Below are 21,215 nucleotides of genomic sequence, written 5' to 3'. Positions count from 1 at the left end.
TAATTTAGCAGAGCGAATGGGGTTATTGCCTGTATCGGGTTAACCCCAAACTTTTTTCTGCCTTTGGAATGCGGAACCCGGGACTTGAACCCGGAAGGCTTGCACCACATGAACCTGAATCATGCGCGTCTACCAATTCCGCCAGTTCCGCATCGGTCACGAATTAATACTCTGCCATACCTCCGCGAATCTGTCAAGTGTTTTGGGGAATTTATTTTTTTTCGGGCTACAAATAATATTGGGCACAAATTACTGTTCGGGTTGAGAAATGCTTTAGTTTGGAGGATTTACTGTTAGCCAAACCTCCCCAAACCTTGTGTAGTTGAGTAGGGTGCGTCAGGCATCTTGTTATTAATAATCCACAAGCTTTGATCTGACGCACCCTACGGATTTTTTTGAAAAAATGAGAATCTAATCGGCCAAATCTGCGAAAACCTCGCGCACGGCCGGATGCACCAATCGGTGATTCTGCACGTTCAATCCCTTCGCTAAACTCGGATTCATTTCCAAAGCTTTAATCCCGCTATTTGCCAACTGCAAAACATAAGGCAAAGTGCTATTATTCAAAGCTTGAGTTGCAGTCCAAGGCACGGCACCGGGCATATTTGGCACGCCATAATGCACAATTCCTTCCTCAACATAAGTAGGATTTGTGTGTGAAGTTACCCGCAAAGTTTCCACGCAGCCGCCTTGGTCAACGGCTACATCAACAATCACAGAACCGGGGTGCATCTTCGCAACAAATTCGCGAGAAACCAGAATTGGAGCTTTTTTGCCCGGAACCAAAACCGCACCGATTAACAAATCGGCATCGGGAACAACTGCTTCTATTTGTAGAGGACTGCTGTAGAGGTATTCTACTCTGGAACCGAACAGAGTTTCCAAGTAGGCTAGGCGATCGACATTTACGTCTAAAATCTGCACTCTCGCGCCCATTCCTAAAGCAATTCTGGCTGCTTCTGTGCCGACGATGCCGCCGCCCAAAATCACAACTTTACCCGGTCTTACCCCTGGTACGCCGCCCAAAAGTACGCCCCGACCACCTTGCTGTCGTTCCAGAAATCGAGATCCAAACTGCACGGCCAAACGCCCTGCAATAATACTCATCGGCGTCAGCAGTGGCAATTTTCTGTCCGGGAGTTCGACGGTTTCGTAGGCTATGGCTTGGACTCCGCTATTGATTAAATGCTCAGTTAATGTGCGATCGGCTGCCAAGTGCAAATATGTAAACAGCAACTGCTCTTTTTGAATCAGCGGGTACTCAGCAGATAAGGGTTCTTTAACTTTAACAATTAGTTCGCGATTCCAGACATCTGAAGCCTTTAAGACAATCTTAGCCCCTGCTTGAACGTAGTCCTCGTCCGCGAAACCGGCCCCAGCACCAGCATTCGTTTCTACAAAAACTGTGTGGCCTCTGTCGGAACAAGCCCGGACACTTGTGGGGCTAAGCCCGACTCGAAACTCTAAATCCTTGATTTCCTTGGGGACGCCTATTTCCATCTATAACCTCTAATCTCAGGCATACGTAAATCGAATCTAACCTAAAAACCATCCCCAGCGGGACAATACTCTTGTAGATTTTAGATTTGGCAATCCGGCTGGGCTAGGAGAATATTTGTTTAATTTTTATCCACTGCGATCGCAATTTCCTAAATTTAGACTTGAATTACATAATTTTTTGATCGATCGATCGACCGCAGATGTATGGCAGATTAATGCAGAGTAACGCAGATAATTTCAAGAAGAGTCAATATATTTGATCTGTCACTTATAATTTAACAGGCATAACTCGCCCCCCTATCTAAACAAATGCCACGGATACCTACCTTAACATTCGATCGCGGAACGCTGCTGCTGCACCCGCCGCCCAAAGGCAGAGACTGGGTGGACTTTGCGACGTGGGACGATCGCGTGGAAAAATACCGCATTCGAGCCATTCACTACCGGCCGCTGGTAGAATCCCTCCAAGCCGAGTGCATTCACTTCACCGACGAAGCTAGGGGATACGAACTACTCGAACTCGTACCCAGCGTGGAAATGCAGCCTTACCCACATCAAGAAGAAGCCCTCGCAGCTTGGCAGGAAGCAGGAAGCCAAGGAGTAGTTGTCCTCCCCACTGCTTCGGGCAAAACTTATCTGGCACAATTAGCCATGCAAGTCACTGGTCGCAGTACCTTAATTGTAGTACCAACTCTCGATTTAATGCACCAGTGGTATGCTAATTTAAAAGCAGCTTTTCCCGACATCGAAATCGGATTGTTGGGCGGAGGTTCGCGGGACAAAACGCCAATTTTAGTCGCAACTTACGACAGTGCAAGTATTCATGCAGAAACCTTGGGCAATAAATACGGCTTGCTGGTTTTTGACGAATGCCACCATTTGCCAACGGACTTTTATCGAGTAATTTCCGAATATGCGATCGCGCCTTTTAAACTCGGACTGACAGCCACACCCGATCGCACAGATGGCCGCCACAGCGATTTACATTTCCTGATAGGTCCGACAGTATTTAGTAAAAGACCCGAAGATTTGGCAGGCGATGCTTTAGCCGACCATAAAATAGTTCAAATCATGGTAAAACTGTCACAAGAAGAAGCATCTCGCTACGCCGAATTAATCAACATTCGCAACGACTTCTTAAAACAGTCTAACATCAGAATATCCAGCCTGGATGGTTGGAAACAGTTTATCATGGCAAGCGCGCGATCGCCCCTGGGACGGCGCGCCATGCTAGCCCACCGCCAAGCCAAAGAAATCGCCCTTTGTACCGAAGGCAAACTGCGAATTTTAGCCCAAATTCTAGCCGAACACTCTCCCCAGCGCACGCTAATTTTCACCGGAGACAACGCCACAGTTTACCGAATTTCCCAAGAATTTCTGATCCCCACAATTACCCACCAAACCCCAGTCAAAGAACGCCACGAAATCCTCGATCGCTTTCGCACAGGCGAATACAAAACCCTCGTCGCCTCCCACGTCCTCAACGAAGGAGTGGATGTACCCGACGCCAGAATTGCTATCATATTGTCAGGAACCGGCAGCGAACGCGAATACATTCAGCGATTGGGTCGAGTTCTCCGCAAAAGCAGCGATGCAAACAAGTTAGCAATTCTCTACGAAGTCGTCACCGAAGACACCAGCGAAGAAAGAACTTCTCAACGCCGCCGAGGAGGAATGCAGCCTCACAAACCGCAAGCAAAAACACCAATTGAACAGCCGCAGCCAGAATATCAGAAATTAGAAACTGTCAAACCGATACCCATTTACGGAGTCAACCGAGAGACAACCAAAAAAGCAGCAGAATCACCCGCCAAATGGGGAGAAGACAATGATGAAATTCCCTGGTAGCAAGCCTAAACAAGTTAGTTGTGGGATGGGTAGTCTTAGCGAAAAGATGGCTATATAATTAAATCACTCCTAGGTCTATTTAAAAACTACCATCTACAATCGATTTACGGAGTCAACCGAGAGGCGACTAAAAAAGCAGCCGAATCGCCAGCCCAATGGTGAGAAAAAAATGATGATTCTAAGGAAGATTGAAGATTACCAAAGTAGAGTATAATCTCAATATCAACTAATTTACATTACCTAAAAATGAGCGAAACTGCACAACTAAGTAACTTTAAAATTTTCCCCAAACATACAGGAGTTTGGGAGGGAGACTGGACAATACTCGATGCCGACTGCAAAGAAACCAGGCATTTTACAGCAGTGGTAACTCAGAAAATAGTTGACAACCAATGGAGGCAAACTAACGTTCAAACTTATGCCAATGGCGAGAGTGAAACCCAAAATTTTGTGGGTTATGTTGTCGGCGAAGGGCAAGTAAAAATAGAAGGTCTTGACTCAGTTTTTTCCAACTACAATACACTAGCGACAGAAGTTGGAGATGAGTTGATAATTTTTCAAGTATGGGATAAAGCAACTGGCTTTATGAGGGCGGTTGAAACAATCAATCTTGTCAGTTCCGATCGGCGAATTCGGACTACCCAAAGCTTGACAGAAGAGGGAAAACTCAGGGGAGTTATGGTGATTGTCGAACAAAAGATTGAGTAAAAGTTTTCACTGCTTATGCTACCCACTGATTTATTAAGTCACCGCCAAAATGGGGAATCAATCGTCCCGCTACGCCTCAAGATAGATGCTAAAAACTTGGAAGCAGCTACAGAAATGATCGACTGCTTTCAAGAGTCGATCGGCAAAACCCAAGGCGAACTCGACGGACGGTTGCTAGAATTAGAAGGCGACAGCCCGGATTATCGGCTGAAACGGGGATTAGCGCACCTGCTGAAAGGCGGTTTCTGCACCTTGGAAGTCATCAGTCCCTTAGAACCCTCAGAGTTGAGACAGCGGGTTTTTGCCTTGTCTGCGCGATCGACTCCCAGCCCTCAATCCACCCAATTAACCCTGGAAAAAATAGCATCTGAACTCAGCCAAGAGTTAAACAGAGAAGTATTGCCTCACGAAATCACTACAGGTTTATACGCCGATTTAAACGAAAACAAAATCCTCACAGAGTTTAATCCACCAACACCCGAAAACTTGCTTCACAAATACAATCTTTCTCAAGTTCAAGGCATATTTTACCGAGCAAGTCAAGTCCAATTAACCGCCCACCGCAACGATCCAGGAGAATACAAACTCTTATTTCGCTATCTGAAACTATTTCAATTAATGACTTACATTGAAGGCGATGCAGACCACGGTTTTACGCTGACAATAGACGGCCCTACAAGCTTATTCAAACCCAGCACCCGCTACGGCTTAGCCCTCGCGAAAATGCTGCCCGCACTGCTGCACGTCACCAAATGGAGTATGCACTCGACACTGCACACAAAAGACCCTTTTAGCGGCGTTTTAAAAACAGGTAAATTCACCCTCAATTCTGACTGCGGTTTAGTCAGCCACTATCCCCCTGGCAAGCCTTATGATAGTATGTTAGAAGCCGCATTTGCTGAAAGATGGAATTCCACAAAAACCGAGTGGCAACTAGAGCGAGAAGTTGATTTAATTCCGATTCCAGGTAGTGTGATGATTCCCGACTTTCGGTTGGTGCATCCCGACGGGCGAGTGTTTTTATTAGAAATAGTTGGCTATTGGCGGCCGGAGTATTTGCAAAAGAAATTTGCACAAGTACAGAAGTCTGAATGCGATCACTTGATTTTAGCTATTTCCGAACGGCTGAATTTAGAAAAAGCCGGGGTGAATGTAAATGACGTGCCAGCAAAAGTAGTCTGGTTTAAAGATAAATTGTTGCCCAAATCAGTCCTGGAAGTCCTCGAAGAGTAACCAATCCGCGCCCCAGTTGCAAACTTCTTTATTTCTCTCTCTCTGCGCCCTCTGCGGTTCAAAAAAATCCTCCTCAAAAAATATCGCACATTCCCAGCTATACTAAAATGAGAAAATAGCCGAATGCTTGCCACCGCTTACTCTCACCCTACAACCGATTGAAAAATGGCAGACACAAGTATTGTCGAAAGAATCAAAAAGCTTTTAGCCCTCGCCACCTCATCCAATGAAAACGAATCGACTGCTGCGGCCGAAAAAGCTTCCCTTTTACTGGCACAGTACAATCTCAGCCTCGCGGATTTAGGGCCAAATCACCAAGAAGAGATTGACGAAAACTCAGTTGAAACAACCTCGAAATTTGTCACTTGGAAAATGATGCTGCTTTCGGGAATTGCGGACGCTAACGGTTGCAATGCCATGCGAAATACTTATAATGGCAGTATGTTTTTGGTGGGAACTTCTACAAACCTGATTGTTTGCAAACATCTTTACGAGTATTTGAGTTCGGCGATTGAAAAAAGGGCTAAATACCGCAAAGGAAACGGGAAGGGATTGGCGTATCTGAATGCTTTTCGGGTTGGATGCGCGACAAGGTTGAGACAAAGATTGTTGGAACAAAAACAGGAGATGGAAGAGTCGGGGATTCCGGGTTCGGGAGATGCGGCGGCGACTCCAGGGATTGTTGTGCGATCGATGTTTGAGAAAAATCAACAGGCGATCGCCGATTATCTAGAGGGCCGAGGGGTTAAAATTAGAACGAGAACAGATTCTCAAGTCAGCAGCGAGGCGGGTTTTTATTCCGGGTATGAAGTGGGCGACAAAATTAGTTTGCACAAGCAAGTGCAGCCGGAAGGGGATATGAAACAGCTTAATGAGTGTCTTTGAGTTCTCGATAGTAATTGTACAATTGAGAACAGAACTGATACATCACAGGTTATATTTGTTCGCTCAGTAATTGTTCCTTCAATTCCTGACAATGTTTGGCTAGCGGGATGTCTAATTCTGTAGCGATGGATAAAGCGCGATCGCACTTCGTTATCACTTCCTAAGAAATTACCAGTTGTTGCTTTGCTTGCACTATAGCTAAATGCTGTCGATTATAAGCGAGCGCTTGGGTATATTCTCCCAAAGCATAGTAAGCTTTGCCCATCTTGACTAAGACCAATTCCTGACCGCGACTGTCTTGGAATTGTATGAAATTTTCGAGGGCTAAATGTAAATATTTTAAAGCCTCAGAATACTGCTCAATTTTTAATAAAGTAATTCCTATATTTGCTAGAGACTGCCCCTCACCTTTTCGGTTTCGTATCTTTTGTGCGAGCATCCAAGATTGATAATAGTAATCCATCGCTTTCCTATAGTCGCTGAGGAGAACGTAAGCATTTCCCATATTGTTTAGAGTCATATACTCTCCTGCACAATTTCCAATTTCCTGCATGATTTTCAAAGCCTGCTCATAATATTCAATTGCTTTGAGATTTTTGGCTAGTAAGTTATAAGCATTTCCTAAATTACACAAAGCATTACTTTCAGCGTAGCGACTTCCGATATCTCGTGCTATCACTAAACCCTTCTGCTCGTAATTAATCGCCTCACAATAATCCCCTAGCTCAAAGAAAGCTATTCCCAGATTAACTAAAGCGTATGCCTCCCCTTGACGATCTTGAAATTGTCGCGCAGTGGCTAACCCCTGTTGCTCGTACTCGATTGCTTTATTATAATCTCCAAAAGCACGGTATATTTTCCCAAGACCGCTTAGTACATTTGCCTGTTCTTGGTAATTTTGGAGTTCCCGCGCAATTATTAAACTTCTTTGGTGGTAATCAAGTGCTTTATCATAGTTCCCAAGGTCATAGTAAGAAATTCCCAGATTATTCAGAGCTAATTGCTCACATTCTCTATTTCTGATTTTGAGAGCAATTGTCAGACTTTGCCAGTGACAATTAATTGCTTTTTCATAATTACCAAACGAATTGTAAGCATTCCCTAGATTGTTAAAAGCCTGACACTCTCCTCGAAGGTTATTAAGTGAGCGCTCAATAGCCAACTGCTGTTGGTGACACTCAATAGCTTGGGCATAGTTACCTATAGCCAAGTAAGTATTGCCGAGCCCATTTAAACAAGTAGCGTTCATTCTATAACTTAACTTTCCTAAAAGTTTGTTGTACAGTTCTAGCCTCTCCTGATAATAACCCCAAATGCCTAGCTGATTGTGCAATTCATCTTTAGTAGGAGTATTAAGGCTAATACACAATATTTCCCAAGCTCTTTGCCAGTCTTCGACTTCGCAGAGATGGTGAAATGCTTCCAAGTATCCGCTAACTTTCTCAAGATTGGAAGCATCCGGCTTCAGTTTGTACCTAGTCAGCCAATTTTTAACCGCTCTGTACTGAGCGCGTTTACAAGGGGGCAGTTCCCTAAACTCCGGGGCTGCTAAATCAATTCCCAGATTACCCAGCATCCACTCTCCCGGTGGCGTGATGTTAACTTCCAAACCCATTTGACTTTTAAAATCAAATTCAGCATAATAACTCTTCATATTGTCCACTACCTCACTGTCAAATTTTTCAGATGCTCTAATGCTACACTGCGAATTAAATTGTGCTGCCGCAAGTGTACCTCATCGTCAATTAATTCTTCTTCTACCAAAAAGCGATCGCGCAACGCATCCAAAGCTAACTCTTGCTTCTCCTCATCGCAATCCCAATCTTCCAAATGACTCAGCCAAAACTCCTCCCGTACTCTACAGCGATACACAGAAGCTTCGCAAAGCAATCGATAGGCATTCAAAACATCTTTTTTCAATCTCTCAAACGTCTTTTCCAGCCGAACTCGCACATTTTTTCGCAGTTCGCGAGTATATCGATCCAGTCGCCAGTCGTCATCTGCTGATGCGGTTATTCCTTTGGTCTTAGCTTCCTCAATTGCCTTCTCCACTTCTTCAATTTCATGCCCGTATTTATTCCAATAACCCGCCACGTTGCCATAAAAAGGCTTACTGCCAATTTCCCCAGCAATCACCCGCAAAGCCAATGGATGCCCTTCATAAGCAGCCCCGATTCGTTCTAAATAAGGTTTGTTGGGTGAATCTATTTCAACCTCTAGTCCCGTTTTATCGAACAAGGCTAACTGTTCTGATGCTGTCAGTCCCCTCAATTCTTGACAATACCAGAAATTTTTATAACGGGTCGGAATTTGCTCTGGCAAATCCTGCGATGTTACGATGATACGACTTTGGCAAGATTCTAGTGCCAAAAAACTCTCAAAAAAGTTTGCCCACCACTCATCCTGAAAACCATTCCAGCCTGCTTCTTCATTTCCTTTTAAAATCAGTTCCAGAGAATCTATCACCACCAAATACCGATTTTCTCGCAATCGCTTGACCAATCGATTCAGCAACCGCTGCGTATCTTTGCGGTCTTCGGGCGTAATGCGTTCTCCCCACTTTTCCAACCATCGAATTGCCACACTAGCAAAATCAGAAGCTTGCTGGTCGTTTTCAAAATTTTCCTGATGAAATTTACTCCACTCGCCAAGAAACCTGTCGTCTTGCAACTCCACCACCAATCTTTCAGCTAAAGCTGTTTTACCAATTCCCGCGATGCCAAGAAAAATTAACAGGCGACACGAACCCTGAACCTTGGGTGTGAGTTGAGTAATTAGGTCTTTTCGACCAACCCAAGCATCGTCACAAGCAAAAAACTCTGCTCTCGAATCTGTCTGAGACAAGGGACTATCATCAACAATATCTTCCCAGTTATCCACTTCTACAGCCTTGCAAATATTGACAAAAGCTTGTTGCTCAATAGGAATCCGCCGCCAAAACCGCTTTAAAACTGATTCTGAAGTTTTGGCCTCACCCCACCAGCGAGAAGCTTTTTTGTTCAAGCCTTTCTTTCGCCTTGCCCGATCGACAATTTCCAACCCAGATTCCGATGCTCTTAGACTAGCTGCCATGCTGATTTTTTAACCTTCAGTAACCATATTTAACTTATAACATCTGCCAATTTGTGGCGCGGCTCAATTTTGGCTCACTTTTGGATACAGCGCCAGAAGTGCGTTGAAATTGAGCCGTCAAGCCTTTGCTGTTCAAGGAATATAGAGATCGGGAGCAAGTTAGCAGATCGCTCATTTCCCAGTTAAAACAATCATTTCTTCATCATGAGTAAGACTATGCAAGCACAAAATTTCTTTCAACTGGAACTACCAGGCGTTTTACCTCAAAAAAACGACACCCTCAAACAAATAGAAGAAGCAATGCAAGGACTACTAGACCTAACATGGAAAACTGTGCTACTTCAGATATCACCACGCAGCGCTAAAGAACTGATGCGACAGCACGGAAAACTGATGGCTTTCAATGATAGAGAAGCAAGAATTAAAGTCTCGTCAACACCACTTTTGCTCATGGCAATTCAAAAACTTCCCGATGTTGAATTAGCCTTCAGAAAAGCTTTTGGCACAACAGTCAAAATCCGTCTCGAAGTGTAAGTGAGCTCGTTTCCGGTGATAGCGTATTATTCAATGCTTTGCCCGCGTGCGGTGCGTGACAGTCAATAGTCCCACCGCCGCGAGTTAAAGTTTTCCCGTTGTCACCTACCCTACGACTGATATCTTGCACAGAGTACGATCGCCCTCACTCAATCAATCAATTCCGCTTCTTCAAAAATCTGTCTAGTTGTCAACTCCAAACCAGGCAGCAACTCATCCACAATCGGTGTATTATCCGTATAAACTTGACTAGAACCATCGGTCAAAAAACTTCTAATTAAAATAGCCTCTGGATCAATCACCCAAACTCGCGGAACACCCGCCGCCAAATAATCTTTTGCCTTCTCTTCAAATTCCTTCATACTTTGATCCGGTGATATAATCTCAATCACCAGTTCAGGAATTGCGGGACAAGCTTGATTCCGCCGATAACTCCGCGGTAAACGTTCATAAGAAATATACAGTAAATCTTGTAGAGGAACCCAGTTTCGATCCAGACGCTTTAATAGAACCGCTAATTCTGGAAAGACTCTACCTTTTCCCCGACTCCATAGACGCAATAGCAAATTTAAAGCTCCCTGTAAACTGGAATGAAAAAATTTTGGAGAGACTTTGGGAACTGCTTCACCATCTACAAACTCACAATATATATCTCCGTCGGGCAAAGCTAGAAATTCTGCTAAAGTGAGTTTGGTTCCCATCCCTACAATGACTCCCAGCCCTCTCGCTAATTAATTCAAATATCAATTATACAAACTTTCCCAACATTCCTAGAAGTACGATCGCCCCTGGGACTCGCTTCCAAAAACCGAATAACAAAATCCCCGACTTCTTTAAGAAGTCGGGGATTTAACCCAATACGCTTGGGTTAAAAATATTTATTCCACGGAGATCCCCCTAAATCCCCCTTAAGAAGGGGGACTTTGAGTAACTTCTTGTCCCCCCCTTTTTAAGGGGGGTTAGGGGGGATCGAGCTTAACTGAACCGTATTGGGATTTTACCGCGATCGCATTTTAGGTTAGGCGTTTCGCCTGTTTCTATGCCAAAACTGGCACCGGTTGCGGCCAACGGTTCATGACTTTACCAATCACCGCCAATTCTTCCATCAACTTGTCGAACTGATCCGGTGTTAAAGATTGCGGCCCGTCAGACAAAGCTTTTTTCGGATTCGGGTGCACTTCAATCATCAGCGAATCAGTACCGGAGGCGATCGAAGCAAACGCCATCGAGGGTACAAACTGCGCCCAACCGGTGCCGTGACTGGGGTCAACCATAATCGGTAAGTGAGTCAGAGTCCGCAATACTGGAACCGCCGATAAATCTAGAGTATTGCGTGTATATTGCCTGTCATACCCGCGAATTCCGCGCTCGCACAAAATCACGTTCGGATTGCCAGAAGCCATGATATACTCAGCAGCCATCAACCATTCTTCAATGGTGGCGGAAATGCCGCGCTTCAGCAAAACAGGTTTGTCTTGAGCTCCGACTTTCTTCAACAGTGAGAAATTCTGCATATTTCTCGCCCCGACTTGGATCACGTCCGCTACTTCTACGATCGCACTTAAGTCGGCCGCATCCATAACTTCTGTGATAATTCCCAAACCGCTAGCTTCCCGCGCCGCAGCTAGCAATCCCAAAGCACTCTCGCCGTGGCCTTGGAAAGCGTAGGGGGAAGTTCTCGGTTTGTACGCGCCACCACGGAGAAAATGAGCTCCAGCAGCTTTGACGCGCATTGCCGTTTCGACAATCATTTCTTCGTTTTCGACCGAGCAAGGGCCTGCTACGATCGCGATCGGGTGATGCAAGCCGATCGTTACAGTTCCTAAAGGAGTAGCAACCGCTACCTCGCTTGGTTCTCCTTGGCGGTATTCGAGAGAAGCGCGTTTGTAGGGTTTTTCCACGCGCAGGACTTCTTCAATCCAGGTGCTCATTTCGCGCAGTTGCATCGGTTCGAGCTCAACGGTGTCGCCCACCAAACCCATGACGGTTTTGTAACGGCCGACGATTTTTTCTGGTATCAAACCCCAGCTAGTGCGGAGCTCTTCGTCTAGTCGATCGATCTCGGCTTCTGGAGTGCCGGCTTTCATTACAATAATCATATTTTTTTGCCTTTTTAGTTGGGCTAGAAACGGATGATGACTCTGATGCACTGAGAAAAATAGATGCAATGGCGATCGAGAATCTATTTATATCAGTATTTTTAGCATTGTTGTGGGGTGGGTTCTTATTCCCTCCCCAAGGACAAACTCGCTAATGGTTAACAGCTTAGTTTTTTAGCTAATGACTAATGACTAATAACTCATGACTAATGATTAACTTTTTGGCTTCGCGGCGCGCCACGCTTCTCGCATCCGTCCAAAATTGGTATTAAATTCTTCCCACCCCAGAGTGCTTCCTGAAACTTCTTCATCCCAGGAAGCTGAGAGGACTCCGTAGCTTAATCCCAGAACGCCTAGACCAAAACAGCCCATGCTTACCAGCAATACTGCTGTGTTCGGCAGATCGAACAAGCCGTTGCTGACTACCAAATAGCTGACAAAAAATGTGGAAATTCCCAATAGAGTAGGTATGCCGCAGAATACCCCTATCCGAGATATCATGCGTTGGCTGACTACTTCTGGGATGGATTGCGCCTGTTTTCCGGTTTTGTTAGCTTTGGGCTGCTTGTCGGCAGAATCCGACTCTAAGGCTACGCTTGCTTGGGGTTCTGGGGGCTTTTTAGGCGTTTTTTTACGATTCGTTGCCGGTTCAAAGGGCAAGCGCTTGCGGGGTGGTTCGGAGGACATATTTTATCTCTAACCTGAAATCTCGAACATTTTTCAATAAGTCTTGGTGTTTGCCCAAGATTAAAGAATATTGTCGCAAATTTTGGCTTTGGTGTTTAGCCGCGAATGCCTAGACGGGCAATCAATGCTTTGTAGCGATCGGCATTTTGCTTTTGGATGTATGCCAGCAGGCGCTTGCGGCGACTGATCATCATCATCAAACCGCGCCGGGAGGCGAAGTCTTTTTGGTTGATTTTCAGGTGGGCGCTGAGTTTTGTGATGCGATCGGTCAGCATGGCGACTTGGACATCTGCTGAACCGGTATCTGTTTCATGGGTTTGGAAGTCGCCCATGATTTCTTGTTTGCGCTGTTGTGTAAGAGCCATGAATTGATTTTAGTTTTTTTTGTACGATTGTCACAATCTCCAATGTTATCACAGGGGAAGCATAATAACGATAAAATTTTTGCCAGGGATGGGTTTGTTGGTCCGACCGAATTTTGGTTTTTATTCCCGGTTTTTGGATGTTGTAGGGGATTATCGGCTCAAATAGGCGATCGCCTCACGTATCCAATCATCGGCATTCGCTTTGGCGGATAAAGTGCTGTCTTGACTGAGGGTTTGCAGCGCTTGCAAGACTTCAGCCGCAGTGTATCCCATCGCCAGCAGGATCATCTCGACTTCTTCTTGAATAGCTGGGGGGACTCCGGCGGCGACGGAAGTTGTCAAACCTGCTTGCTGTCGCCATTCCGAGAGTTTGCTTTTGAGTTCCAGGGCGAGACGTTCTGCGGTTTTTGTACCCACGCCCGGTGTTTTGGCGAGGATGCGGGTGTTACCGCCGACGATCGCCTGGACTAAATCTTGCAATCCTAAAGTATCGAGAAGTGCGATCGCCAGTTGAGCACCGACACCGCTGACACTCGTCAACTGCCGAAACAAATCGCGTTCTGCCGCGCTGCCAAAACCGTACAATACGATTTGGTCTTCCTTAACTTGCTGGTGGGTAAAAATTTGGGCGACTTCGCCGGATGCTGGCAATTGACCGGTCACGCGGGGCAAAATTTGGATTTCATAGCCAATTTGATTGACTTCCAGAGTCAATATGACGCGGTTGCTGCCTTTGGCGATATCGGCGACTGTGCCTTTGAGATAGCTAATCATAGAGTTAATAATACACCGCTATTGGCTTTCATCAAACTCGGCGATGATGTTGCGGATTTCGTTGAGGCTGATATTTGCGCGATTCCCTTCGGGATAGCTTCGCTTCACAGATCAAGTATCCTCGGGGTCTTCTTCAGCTTCACCTGTAGGTTCCTGAAAAAGGACGAGGATTCGCACGGGACCCGGAGTTTTTGCGGTTAAAGGTCGATCGAGAATTAATTGACATTTTTCGTCGATCGTTGCTGTGACTTCCAAGGCTTTTATTTGTTTTCTCGTGAGGTTTTTTAATTGCTCCTAAGCTATCACGCTGATCTAGCGCTTTTGTAATTTTTTAATTCAAAATAAGATGCTGTTTAACTAAAGACAAATCCGTCTTACCAAAATTCACAACCAAAGCCACATTGAAATTTTCCAACGATTTGACAAACCACATAATTTCATTAGAAGCTTTACCTTCATAGTGATTAAACAAAATAGAAAATCGCTTTTCCAACTCTGGTTTGACTTTGCCCGAAAGCAGTACAATTTTCAGCAGTAAACCCATTGTCCTGCTGGCGCCGAGGTTGTACACCAAGTCGTAAAAAACGTAGTGGCTGGGATGTTGAGAATTTTCCACTACTAAGAAGTTGAACAACTGGTGGCAAGTCCGAACTAACAATGAATTATTGAATTTCACCGAATCATTTTCTCGCAAGGTATTTTTGATTTGTTTGTACAAACGGTCATTAAATTGACGCCCGCCGTATTCGGGCTCGATCGACGATATTAAATATTCATATAAATCCACTTTGAATGAGCCGTAAGATGGAGTTTGTCTGGAATCTCTCAGGAAAAATTGAGCCGCTTCTTTGTAGCTGCGATCGCCTGCTACTTTTCCCGCAAATTCCCTGACCGCTAAGTGCAGTTCTGCATCGTTCAAAAGTGTGGGATTAGCTGCCCGCTCCACAATTCCTATTTCTGTATTTCTCGGCTCAACCAAATAATTTAAATATTGAGACAAATGTGTTTCAAATTGTCGCTGTCTTTGAAATGCCAGTTTTTGAATGGTTTGTTGGTCTTCCTCAATGCTGCCCTTGCTCAGTAGAGAATAGCCGTACAAATAAGGATACCGACATATCAATTCGCCCAAAGGAGAATCTGTATCTTGTGTCTGCGGTTCCGCCTCTCTATCTAAGGCTTTTACTAAGCGCTCTATGGTCTGAAATTCTTCACTTTTAGTAAAGAAAGCTATTTGTTCTTGCAAGCGCTTGACTATGTAAAATTCCGTCCCAAATCGGGGAGAAGCCTGCTTAAATAAAGCTACCAACTTGGCGATCGCGAACTGGTTGTGCGATTGCAATTGCCAGCGGTTGATCGGGATGTAGCAGCAGCGGTGGAGGATATATTTAAAGTGCTGATCCAATCGCTTGACGGAGACTATACTGTACAAACTTGCTTCAATCTCTCGATCGGGATAGCCCATGCCGTCGATAAATAGCTTTCGGAACCGCTCGATCACCTGTGCGGGGGATTCTGTTTCCACGCAGGAGACGATGTGATCGTACAATCTCTGTTCGTTGCTGCCCGTTGGAAGACTATCTGAGGGCGGGGTGAGGATGCTGCTGTCTGCATCTGTGTCTGCGCTGCTTTCTGCAACGGGTGCGACAACCACTGTCGGTTTTTCCTCAAAAGTTCGATCGGGATTCAAGAACCAATAGTGTTCTTGGCTTAATTGTTTGTTCGCAGCCCAATCCAAAGCTGACTGCAAACTTTCCCCAGTCAATAACAGCGATTCATCTTCGCGGTCTGAAGCCAGCCATGCTGCTAGCGCGGAGTGGTATGGAGCCAATTTCCCCAACTCTTTTTCCACCCAGAATCTATTAAAAACTGACTGATAAATTAGGTTGGAAACTATTAATTTACCGTGAGACTTAACCACCAGTCCTGACAGTTGCAATTCGATTTTTTCGGGAGAGTAATCTGCTGGTACTCCCTGCGATTCCCCCGGTTTCGTTGCCTTGAGCGGTTGCAAAGCTTGCTGGTACAGCGTTAACAGCCGCGTGAGGTCGCAGTGGCTATGGAAAATGCGATCGCGAATTGGTATTAAATGTTGGGGTTCGTCTTCTTCTTCCCAATTTTTAATAATTCTGTGTTTGACCAGTTTTTCAACCTGATTAGCTTCGGCATTTCTGCCAATAAAAGGCCCGTATTCAAGTACCAAGTGGCAAACTTTTTGAGTTAAAAACGGTTGGCCGCCCGTCCAAGCTAATATTTCTTGGAGCACTTTTTGGGGGCGAAAAGCTTTGAGAGCCAATCCTTTTGCTAGCGGCAAACTTTCGTGCAGTTGGAATCGACTTAAATGAATCTGCCGTCCAATATTAAAAGGGTTGCATCTTGGATCTCGGATCAATTCTGAGGGGGCTGCTACTCCCATAACAGCAAAAGTCAGGCGATCGTATTCCGGTTGCTCTGCCCGCTTGGAGTAACAAGCCCGGATCAAGGCAAAAAAATCGCTGGTATTGAAATTTAGGCTGCTGATGCTGTCAATGTCATCTATGAAAATTACCAGATTTTGCTGAAGTGACTTGAGCAAAACTTTTTCGAGAAATATCTCTAATCGCTGCACCGGGGATAGGAGTTCGCGATCGTTCCACCACTTGATAGCATCAAACCTGTTTGTGATGTGTAAACTGCTTGCCATGCGGTACATGATTGCGCCATACCACTTTTGGGGGGAGATATCAGGGCTGCTGATGCTTCTCAAGTTGACGGCGGCAAAAACTGTACCTTCGGCTTGCAACCTTTTAGCCGTTTGCACTAGCAGGCTGGACTTTCCCATTTGCGGCGCACTCAACACGTAGCAGAAGTCTCCGGCTTTGAGTCCTTCGTAGAGTTCGCTGTCGGCCGATCGCCTGACATAGGTGGGCGCACCGGCAGGCAAATATCCTCCGACTTGATAGTGGTACGTTGAGTTGAGTTCTGCTGTCATCTGGGAATTCATCAAGATTTTACACCCCTATGCTGTGCGATCGAAAGGTTACAAATTGGAAGTATTGCCCGCTTATAGCATTTTAGATTTTAGATTGGGGAATGACTTATTCAATAAGAGTTTGGAGTTTGCCTGTTGCATTTGCATTGTTTTTTTTGAATCGGCCTTACTATGGTGGAAAATTTTTGTTCCTCTTTCTCTATTGTCTACTAGCTCAGCTTTTTCCTTGTCAATCTTTACCGTATCTTTGCAAGCGTTCGTCCCAAATCCTACGATCGGCTGAATCGTACCTTGACCCTTGATTTTTTACACTCGTTCACATAATTAGATGAATTTTCACTCTCCTAGGATTGAAAACGCTCAAACGCCCTTTTTTTCACATTTTTTTACAATAATACTTTAAATTTCACCCGGTGGTATGATATGGGCAGGGAAACTCCTAACCAGAGCTCCGTCAACCTTCTGCCTTCAAATCCGCTTGCCGGATGCCGGAGAAAAACGCGCTCGCAATGGCTGCCAATAAAAAACCCCAGCGTTTTGCTGAGGACTGCTTGAGTGGGAGATATCGTTAATCTGCGTTTTTTTAGTTGACTTAGATTGCATGGAATTCCATGCTGCTGACTTTCCCCGGGCTTTCGCGTTCGGGGATTCCTAAGAACAAACTTTTCAGGATGCATCCACAAAAAGTTTAATTCTTAAAGGCTTTGTCAGTACCAGGCTAACCACTTACTCAACTATAAAAGTTAAGTCGGTGGCTAATTGTAGAAGATGCGCCCTGATGGCTTAACTACCCGATGGATTAGCACCCTGATGGCATAACTCCCTGATGGATCGACGCCCTGATGGCTTTCGCTCCACTACCCAAAAAATTCGGGTTGATGGATGATCGTGGACATTAGTAACACGTCACTTCCGGCGTTTCCGATCGCAAGCGGGTGTGCCTGTCTGAATTGATTATGGCAGGCAGATTTATCAGAAGACAAGTGGGCTATTGCATCAACCCATTTCTGACAGATCGGGTTAGCCAAAAAGTGTCAATCTACGCAAATCAGGGTCATCGAACATGAAAAACAGCATCTTAGTATTAGGGGTAATTGCCTCGGCTGGCTTCGGCTTTTTCCAGGCAGGCAGCACCAGCGCTTTAGCGATCGCCCCACAACATTCATCAGCCAGCAGTTTGACGGCTTGGGAGAGTCGTCCCGACTTTAACTACACTGGAACGAATGAGGATGGGGAGCAAGAAGAGGTAAAAACGCGTAAAGGCAGGAAATAATGGGCGCTATTGTGTGGTTCGCTCTGATGCGGTTGTGGTTGTAGTTGTGGTGCTTGTTGTCCCAACCGCCTCTGATCGAGGTAGTTAAAACTCGATCCCAAGATCAGTCTACCTAATCCCAGGGGTGGGGATCAGTTTCAGAGAACGGTGGATGGGAAAATAAATAGGTAAGGCGAGTCTGTCGGTGGAGTTTCCCCGCCTATCAACTTCCTTACCTTCTGATGTTCGGGATTTGGATCTGGCACAATCGTATTTCATCTCGTAAAAACCCAATGGAAAATACTCTCGAAACTACCCGCAGACAGCGCGTATTGACAAGAACCCAGGAACGGCGTCAGGCAACACCCAAAGAAAAACAGTTAATTCATCTGCTAGCCAATATGGCTTGCAGTTTGATTAAATACGACTACAAACACGCAGCGGGCAAGGGTACTCTCCCGCCTTCGGAAAGCAAGCGTTTAGCGGAATGGCACTACCTGCGAGTTCAGCAAATTCGCCGGATCGAACGCTCATTGGAACCCGTAGCGACCCTCAAGCGCGTGTACTACAAGAGCATCCTCAGTCCGAGAGATCTGAAGTCTTTGAAACTTCTGTGGCTGGAGGAGGACAAAAACCGTGTCAAACGGGTCGATCCTGAGTTGGACGACATCCTTAGCGAAGCTTTGGATCGGGGAGATACTTTAAAACAGCTATTTCACTCGATCGAAGTCAAAGAACGCACCTTTTCTGCAACTCCTCGCCCCGGCGCCGTGCCGCTGTGGGTCAAAGAGTGGGAAGACTCTGAATATGACATAAACTTTTTTCCGCCTTCGTTCTCTGCATGGGTTTCGATCGTGGACGACTAGGTTCAAGAAAAACTCTTGGACATGGCATCAATCGTAAAATTCAGATGTTAGACGGATTTGCTATTGCTGCCATTGGTGAAGAGGGTGAGGGCGATCGGCTAAACTAGGCAGCGTGGCGCGCAGGCATCCGAGTACAGAGAAGTGAATCGGAGTCAGTACCATTGTACAATGGGGGAAAACCAGGGCTTCAGCTAATCGCTGATAGCTGATAGCTGATAGCTGATAGTTTCTCATGACTGACTCGATTTCTACTTCTCCTCTAGACTCGGCGGCCGATACAGCCGAACTCCGCTCTCAGTTGAGGTCTGGTTCGGAAAAAACTCAACTGCAACTGCTGCAACAACAAATAGCAGATTCCGGTTGGGATGTATTGATGGAATTTTTATTAGAGCGCAAGTCAGATGCACCGACTGCGGTAATGGGTAAGGCTTACCAAATTCTTTACAGTGCTAATTCTCCGAGAGCGAGGGAGTTTTTGCAAGCAAATTTTCCAACTGGGGTTGTGCCGCTGCGATCGGACTCTAACGTTGATTACACTCCGCTGCAACAATTATTAGCGTTACAGGAATTTCAAGAAGCCGATCGCTTGACTTTAGACAAGCTTTGTGAATTGGCGGGTGATACAGCTTCCGTGAGAAAGTGGCTGTATTTTACGCAAGTTGAGAGTTTGCCGGTGGCGGATTTGCAAACAATTAATACCCTGTGGAAAGTTCATTCCGAAGGCAAATTTGGATTTTCAGTGCAGCGGGAAATTTGGCTAAGTTCTGGCAAGAATTGGGATAAATTGTGGCCGCTAATAGGCTGGAAGAAGGGGAATAATTGGACGCGGTATCCGCAAGAGTTTATTTGGGATTTGAGCGCGCCGAGAGGGCATTTGCCGCTGTCGAATCAGTTGCGGGGAGTACAGCCTTTTGCAGCTTTGATGGCTCACCCTGCCTGGTTGAAGTGAATGGTTTTGGGGCTTTTGGAGAATGTGGGGCGGGCTGGATGTTCTGCCCGAAATTTGTTGGTGTGGGTTCTGACGGTAACACCCGTGAGAACATAGATAACGTCAGTACGGGTTAAAAAAAGCTGAAGCCCTTTGCCAGCAAGACTTAAAGCCAATTTACATCACCGACTAACAGGAAAAGGAAGGGGATAATGCTGAAAATCTCAAAAAAACATTCATTCAGCCCCCCTTCCTATGATTAGTCTAGAAGATCTCTTTTGCCAGATCGATGATGTTTGTCAAAGCTTTGAACCGAGATGGCAGGCAACGCTTTTAGGCAATGGCTTGAAGCACCGTCAGCGTCGCCGGTCCTTGAGTTTGAGTGAAATCATGACGATTCTCGTCAGCTTTCACCAACAGTCCTATCGCAATTTTAAGCATTTTTACGAGAAACACGTGAGTGTCTATTGGCGACAGGCTTTTCCCGGACTCCCCAGTTATCAACGGTTTATCGATTGGATGCCCTCCAGCTTGATGCCTTTATGTGTCTATCTCAAACAGTGCTTTGGGACTTGTAGTGGCATCAGCTTCATCGATTCAACTAGCACAGAAGGTGTGCCACAATCGACGCATTTCGAGCCATCGCGTGTTTGAGAACCTGGCGGCACGGGGCAAAACCTCGGTCGATTGGTTCTTTGGTTTCAAGCTTCATATCGTGGCCAACGAACACGGAGAACTGCTCAACTTTACCTTGACACCAGGCAATACCGATGACCGCAAGCCCGTCAGAGAGCTACTCTCTGAGTGCTTTGGTAAAGTATTCGCCGACCGGGGCTACGTCTCCAAAAAGTTGGCTGGGCAGTTGCTTGAGGACTTTGGTATCACATTTTTTGCCAAACCCAAGCGCAACATGAAGAATCAATTGATGCGACTAACTGACAAGCTGATGTCCCGAAAACGTTCGATTATTGAAACGATTATTGACCAATTTAAGAACATCTCTCAAATTGAGCATTCAAGGGCGTCGCAGCCCCATCAATTTTCTGGTCAATGTCGTCTGTGGGTTGATTGCTTATTGTCACCAGCCCTCCAAGCCCTCTCTCAATATACACTGGGCTTTACCCCCTGCTGCTTAACCCGTACTGACGTTAGATAGGGCTTGCTGAGGCGTTGCACAATTCAAGGATGATATTGAGGTTATACCAATTTACTATGAAGTTGCACTTAATATAGCTTCAAGGATATAATCCCAACCACAGAGAGATAAAACTTCTTCATTCGTGAGAGATTTGATAATTGTATTTACCTGTTCTTTGAGTTTATCTAAACTTGAATAATTGTGCCACTTGAGGTCTTTTTTTGTATGCTCCCACAATCTTTCAATGGGATTTAATTCAGGACTATAAGCAGGTAAATATATTGGCATTACATGGTCAGCCCAGTCTAACAATAGAGCTTTATGGAAGCTACCATTATCCATGATAATTAGATTGAAA

General features: G+C 45.5%; 20 protein-coding genes, 1 tRNA gene and 1 pseudogene. 9 read left to right on the top strand and 13 right to left on the bottom strand.

The window, feature by feature from the left end; translation table 11 throughout:
• Nucleotides 1-69: 69 nt before the first annotated feature.
• Together QUA27_RS03410 and ald are read right to left on the bottom strand one after the other, a co-directional pair.
• Nucleotides 70-151, bottom strand: a tRNA-Leu gene (locus QUA27_RS03410).
• A 260-nt stretch (nucleotides 152-411) separates the two neighbouring features.
• Entirely contained in the window at nucleotides 412-1,500 is a 1,089-nt protein-coding gene (gene ald, locus QUA27_RS03405; RefSeq protein ID WP_333066335.1) for an alanine dehydrogenase, read from the bottom strand.
• A 309-nt stretch (nucleotides 1,501-1,809) separates the two neighbouring features.
• Between ald and QUA27_RS03400 the strand changes: the two genes are divergently transcribed.
• The 4 genes from QUA27_RS03400 to QUA27_RS03385 all read left to right on the top strand — a co-directional run bounded on the left by QUA27_RS03400 (nucleotide 1,810) and on the right by QUA27_RS03385 (nucleotide 6,174).
• Complete coding sequence (locus QUA27_RS03400) at nucleotides 1,810-3,348, top strand: DEAD/DEAH box helicase family protein (RefSeq protein ID WP_333066333.1); 1,539 nt, start codon at nucleotides 1,810-1,812, stop codon at nucleotides 3,346-3,348.
• A 246-nt stretch (nucleotides 3,349-3,594) separates the two neighbouring features.
• On the top strand, nucleotides 3,595-4,056 hold the full coding sequence (locus QUA27_RS03395) for a DUF3598 family protein (RefSeq protein ID WP_333066332.1): 462 nt from the start codon (nucleotides 3,595-3,597) through the stop codon (nucleotides 4,054-4,056).
• A gap of 15 nt (nucleotides 4,057-4,071) precedes the next feature.
• On the top strand, nucleotides 4,072-5,289 hold the full coding sequence (locus tag QUA27_RS03390) for a DUF790 family protein (protein WP_333066330.1): 1,218 nt from the start codon (nucleotides 4,072-4,074) through the stop codon (nucleotides 5,287-5,289).
• Nucleotides 5,290-5,454: 165 nt separating this feature from the next.
• On the top strand, nucleotides 5,455-6,174 hold the full coding sequence (locus QUA27_RS03385) for a DUF2786 domain-containing protein (protein WP_333066328.1): 720 nt from the start codon (nucleotides 5,455-5,457) through the stop codon (nucleotides 6,172-6,174).
• A gap of 160 nt (nucleotides 6,175-6,334) precedes the next feature.
• Here the strand turns inward: QUA27_RS03385 and QUA27_RS03380 are convergent, their stop codons facing one another.
• Both QUA27_RS03380 and QUA27_RS03375 read right to left on the bottom strand, forming a co-directional pair.
• A complete protein-coding gene (locus QUA27_RS03380; RefSeq protein ID WP_333066327.1) occupies nucleotides 6,335-7,828 on the bottom strand; it encodes a tetratricopeptide repeat protein in 1,494 nt (497 codons plus the stop codon).
• A gap of 8 nt (nucleotides 7,829-7,836) precedes the next feature.
• Nucleotides 7,837-9,246 carry an ATP-binding protein gene (locus QUA27_RS03375; protein WP_333066326.1) on the bottom strand — a complete coding sequence of 470 codons (1,410 nt, stop codon included), beginning with the start codon at nucleotides 9,244-9,246 and terminating at the stop codon, nucleotides 7,837-7,839.
• Nucleotides 9,247-9,450: 204 nt separating this feature from the next.
• Here QUA27_RS03375 and QUA27_RS03370 point away from each other — a divergent pair, with 204 nt between their 5' ends.
• Nucleotides 9,451-9,780, top strand: coding sequence for a hypothetical protein (locus QUA27_RS03370; protein ID WP_333066325.1), 330 nt, complete (start codon nucleotides 9,451-9,453; stop codon nucleotides 9,778-9,780).
• 149 nt (nucleotides 9,781-9,929) lie between these two features.
• On the opposite strand, the gene QUA27_RS03365 is transcribed toward QUA27_RS03370, so the two are convergent.
• The 7 genes from QUA27_RS03365 to QUA27_RS03335 form a co-directional block, all read right to left on the bottom strand.
• The gene (locus QUA27_RS03365; protein ID WP_333066324.1) at nucleotides 9,930-10,481 is read right to left on the bottom strand and encodes a Uma2 family endonuclease; all 552 of its coding nucleotides are present in this window, start codon (nucleotides 10,479-10,481) and stop codon (nucleotides 9,930-9,932) included.
• A gap of 336 nt (nucleotides 10,482-10,817) precedes the next feature.
• Nucleotides 10,818-11,879, bottom strand: coding sequence for a 3-deoxy-7-phosphoheptulonate synthase (gene aroF, locus QUA27_RS03360; RefSeq protein WP_333066323.1), 1,062 nt, complete (start codon nucleotides 11,877-11,879; stop codon nucleotides 10,818-10,820).
• A 213-nt stretch (nucleotides 11,880-12,092) separates the two neighbouring features.
• Complete coding sequence (locus tag QUA27_RS03355) at nucleotides 12,093-12,566, bottom strand: PAM68 family protein (RefSeq protein ID WP_333066321.1); 474 nt, start codon at nucleotides 12,564-12,566, stop codon at nucleotides 12,093-12,095.
• A gap of 95 nt (nucleotides 12,567-12,661) precedes the next feature.
• Nucleotides 12,662-12,931 (bottom strand): 30S ribosomal protein S15, encoded by a 270-nt coding sequence (rpsO, locus tag QUA27_RS03350; protein WP_015174482.1) that lies wholly within the window; start codon nucleotides 12,929-12,931, stop codon nucleotides 12,662-12,664.
• A gap of 150 nt (nucleotides 12,932-13,081) precedes the next feature.
• The gene (gene ruvA / locus QUA27_RS03345) at nucleotides 13,082-13,705 is read right to left on the bottom strand and encodes a Holliday junction branch migration protein RuvA (RefSeq protein WP_190661926.1); all 624 of its coding nucleotides are present in this window, start codon (nucleotides 13,703-13,705) and stop codon (nucleotides 13,082-13,084) included.
• A 111-nt stretch (nucleotides 13,706-13,816) separates the two neighbouring features.
• Nucleotides 13,817-13,960, bottom strand: coding sequence for a hypothetical protein (locus QUA27_RS03340; RefSeq protein ID WP_333066319.1), 144 nt, complete (start codon nucleotides 13,958-13,960; stop codon nucleotides 13,817-13,819).
• Nucleotides 13,961-14,036: 76 nt separating this feature from the next.
• Nucleotides 14,037-16,685, bottom strand: coding sequence for a Sll1247 family protein (locus QUA27_RS03335; protein ID WP_333066641.1), 2,649 nt, complete (start codon nucleotides 16,683-16,685; stop codon nucleotides 14,037-14,039).
• Nucleotides 16,686-17,736: 1,051 nt separating this feature from the next.
• On the opposite strand from QUA27_RS03335, the gene QUA27_RS03330 reads away from it, so the two are divergent.
• Together QUA27_RS03330 and QUA27_RS03325 are read left to right on the top strand one after the other, a co-directional pair.
• Nucleotides 17,737-17,946, top strand: coding sequence for a hypothetical protein (locus QUA27_RS03330; protein ID WP_333066317.1), 210 nt, complete (start codon nucleotides 17,737-17,739; stop codon nucleotides 17,944-17,946).
• A 272-nt stretch (nucleotides 17,947-18,218) separates the two neighbouring features.
• Entirely contained in the window at nucleotides 18,219-18,791 is a 573-nt protein-coding gene (locus tag QUA27_RS03325) for a hypothetical protein (protein WP_333066315.1), read from the top strand.
• Nucleotides 18,792-18,851: 60 nt separating this feature from the next.
• Here the strand turns inward: QUA27_RS03325 and QUA27_RS03320 are convergent, their stop codons facing one another.
• Nucleotides 18,852-19,025, bottom strand: a complete 174-nt coding sequence (locus tag QUA27_RS03320) for a hypothetical protein (protein ID WP_333066314.1) — start codon at nucleotides 19,023-19,025, stop codon at nucleotides 18,852-18,854.
• On the opposite strand from QUA27_RS03320, the gene QUA27_RS03315 reads away from it, so the two are divergent.
• Together QUA27_RS03315 and QUA27_RS03310 are read left to right on the top strand one after the other, a co-directional pair.
• Nucleotides 19,024-19,740: a GUN4 N-terminal ARM-like repeat domain-containing protein gene (locus QUA27_RS03315; protein ID WP_333066312.1), complete on the top strand. Its 717-nt coding sequence runs from the start codon at nucleotides 19,024-19,026 to the stop codon at nucleotides 19,738-19,740. The genes QUA27_RS03320 and QUA27_RS03315 overlap by 2 nt on opposite strands.
• Nucleotides 19,741-19,974: 234 nt before the next feature.
• Nucleotides 19,975-20,855: pseudogene (locus tag QUA27_RS03310) on the top strand (IS982 family transposase).
• A gap of 74 nt (nucleotides 20,856-20,929) precedes the next feature.
• On the opposite strand, the gene QUA27_RS03305 reads toward QUA27_RS03310, so the two are convergent.
• The coding region (locus tag QUA27_RS03305) for a transposase (RefSeq protein ID WP_333066310.1) at nucleotides 20,930-21,215 on the bottom strand (286 nt) is incomplete at its 5' end.

Source organism: Microcoleus harperi Pol14_C6, from assembly GCF_036701295.1.
In the GTDB taxonomy this organism is placed as follows: Bacteria; Cyanobacteriota; Cyanobacteriia; order Cyanobacteriales; family Microcoleaceae; genus Microcoleus.
Note: the sequence above shows the minus strand (reverse complement) of the source record. Positions and strands in the feature narration are given on the sequence as shown.

Excerpts from the sequence above, each read along its gene's own strand:
- QUA27_RS03370 (WP_333066325.1), top strand. The coding sequence starts at position 9,451 with ATGAGTAAGACTATGCAAGCACAAAATTTCTTTCAACTGGAACTACCA.
- QUA27_RS03320 (WP_333066314.1), bottom strand. The coding sequence starts at position 19,025 with ATGAGAAACTATCAGCTATCAGCTATCAGCTATCAGCGATTAGCTGAA.
- QUA27_RS03400 (WP_333066333.1), top strand. The coding sequence starts at position 1,810 with ATGCCACGGATACCTACCTTAACATTCGATCGCGGAACGCTGCTGCTG.
- QUA27_RS03395 (WP_333066332.1), top strand. The coding sequence starts at position 3,595 with ATGAGCGAAACTGCACAACTAAGTAACTTTAAAATTTTCCCCAAACAT.
- ruvA (WP_190661926.1), bottom strand. The coding sequence starts at position 13,705 with ATGATTAGCTATCTCAAAGGCACAGTCGCCGATATCGCCAAAGGCAGC.
- QUA27_RS03375 (WP_333066326.1), bottom strand. The coding sequence starts at position 9,246 with ATGGCAGCTAGTCTAAGAGCATCGGAATCTGGGTTGGAAATTGTCGAT.
- ald (WP_333066335.1), bottom strand. The coding sequence starts at position 1,500 with ATGGAAATAGGCGTCCCCAAGGAAATCAAGGATTTAGAGTTTCGAGTC.
- QUA27_RS03380 (WP_333066327.1), bottom strand. The coding sequence starts at position 7,828 with ATGAAGAGTTATTATGCTGAATTTGATTTTAAAAGTCAAATGGGTTTG.
- QUA27_RS03330 (WP_333066317.1), top strand. The coding sequence starts at position 17,737 with ATGAAAAACAGCATCTTAGTATTAGGGGTAATTGCCTCGGCTGGCTTC.
- QUA27_RS03335 (WP_333066641.1), bottom strand. The coding sequence starts at position 16,685 with ATGAATTCCCAGATGACAGCAGAACTCAACTCAACGTACCACTATCAA.
- QUA27_RS03355 (WP_333066321.1), bottom strand. The coding sequence starts at position 12,566 with ATGTCCTCCGAACCACCCCGCAAGCGCTTGCCCTTTGAACCGGCAACG.
- QUA27_RS03315 (WP_333066312.1), top strand. The coding sequence starts at position 19,024 with ATGACTGACTCGATTTCTACTTCTCCTCTAGACTCGGCGGCCGATACA.
- aroF (WP_333066323.1), bottom strand. The coding sequence starts at position 11,879 with ATGATTATTGTAATGAAAGCCGGCACTCCAGAAGCCGAGATCGATCGA.
- QUA27_RS03385 (WP_333066328.1), top strand. The coding sequence starts at position 5,455 with ATGGCAGACACAAGTATTGTCGAAAGAATCAAAAAGCTTTTAGCCCTC.
- QUA27_RS03390 (WP_333066330.1), top strand. The coding sequence starts at position 4,072 with ATGCTACCCACTGATTTATTAAGTCACCGCCAAAATGGGGAATCAATC.
- QUA27_RS03365 (WP_333066324.1), bottom strand. The coding sequence starts at position 10,481 with ATGGGAACCAAACTCACTTTAGCAGAATTTCTAGCTTTGCCCGACGGA.
- QUA27_RS03325 (WP_333066315.1), top strand. The coding sequence starts at position 18,219 with ATGGAAAATACTCTCGAAACTACCCGCAGACAGCGCGTATTGACAAGA.
- rpsO (WP_015174482.1), bottom strand. The coding sequence starts at position 12,931 with ATGGCTCTTACACAACAGCGCAAACAAGAAATCATGGGCGACTTCCAA.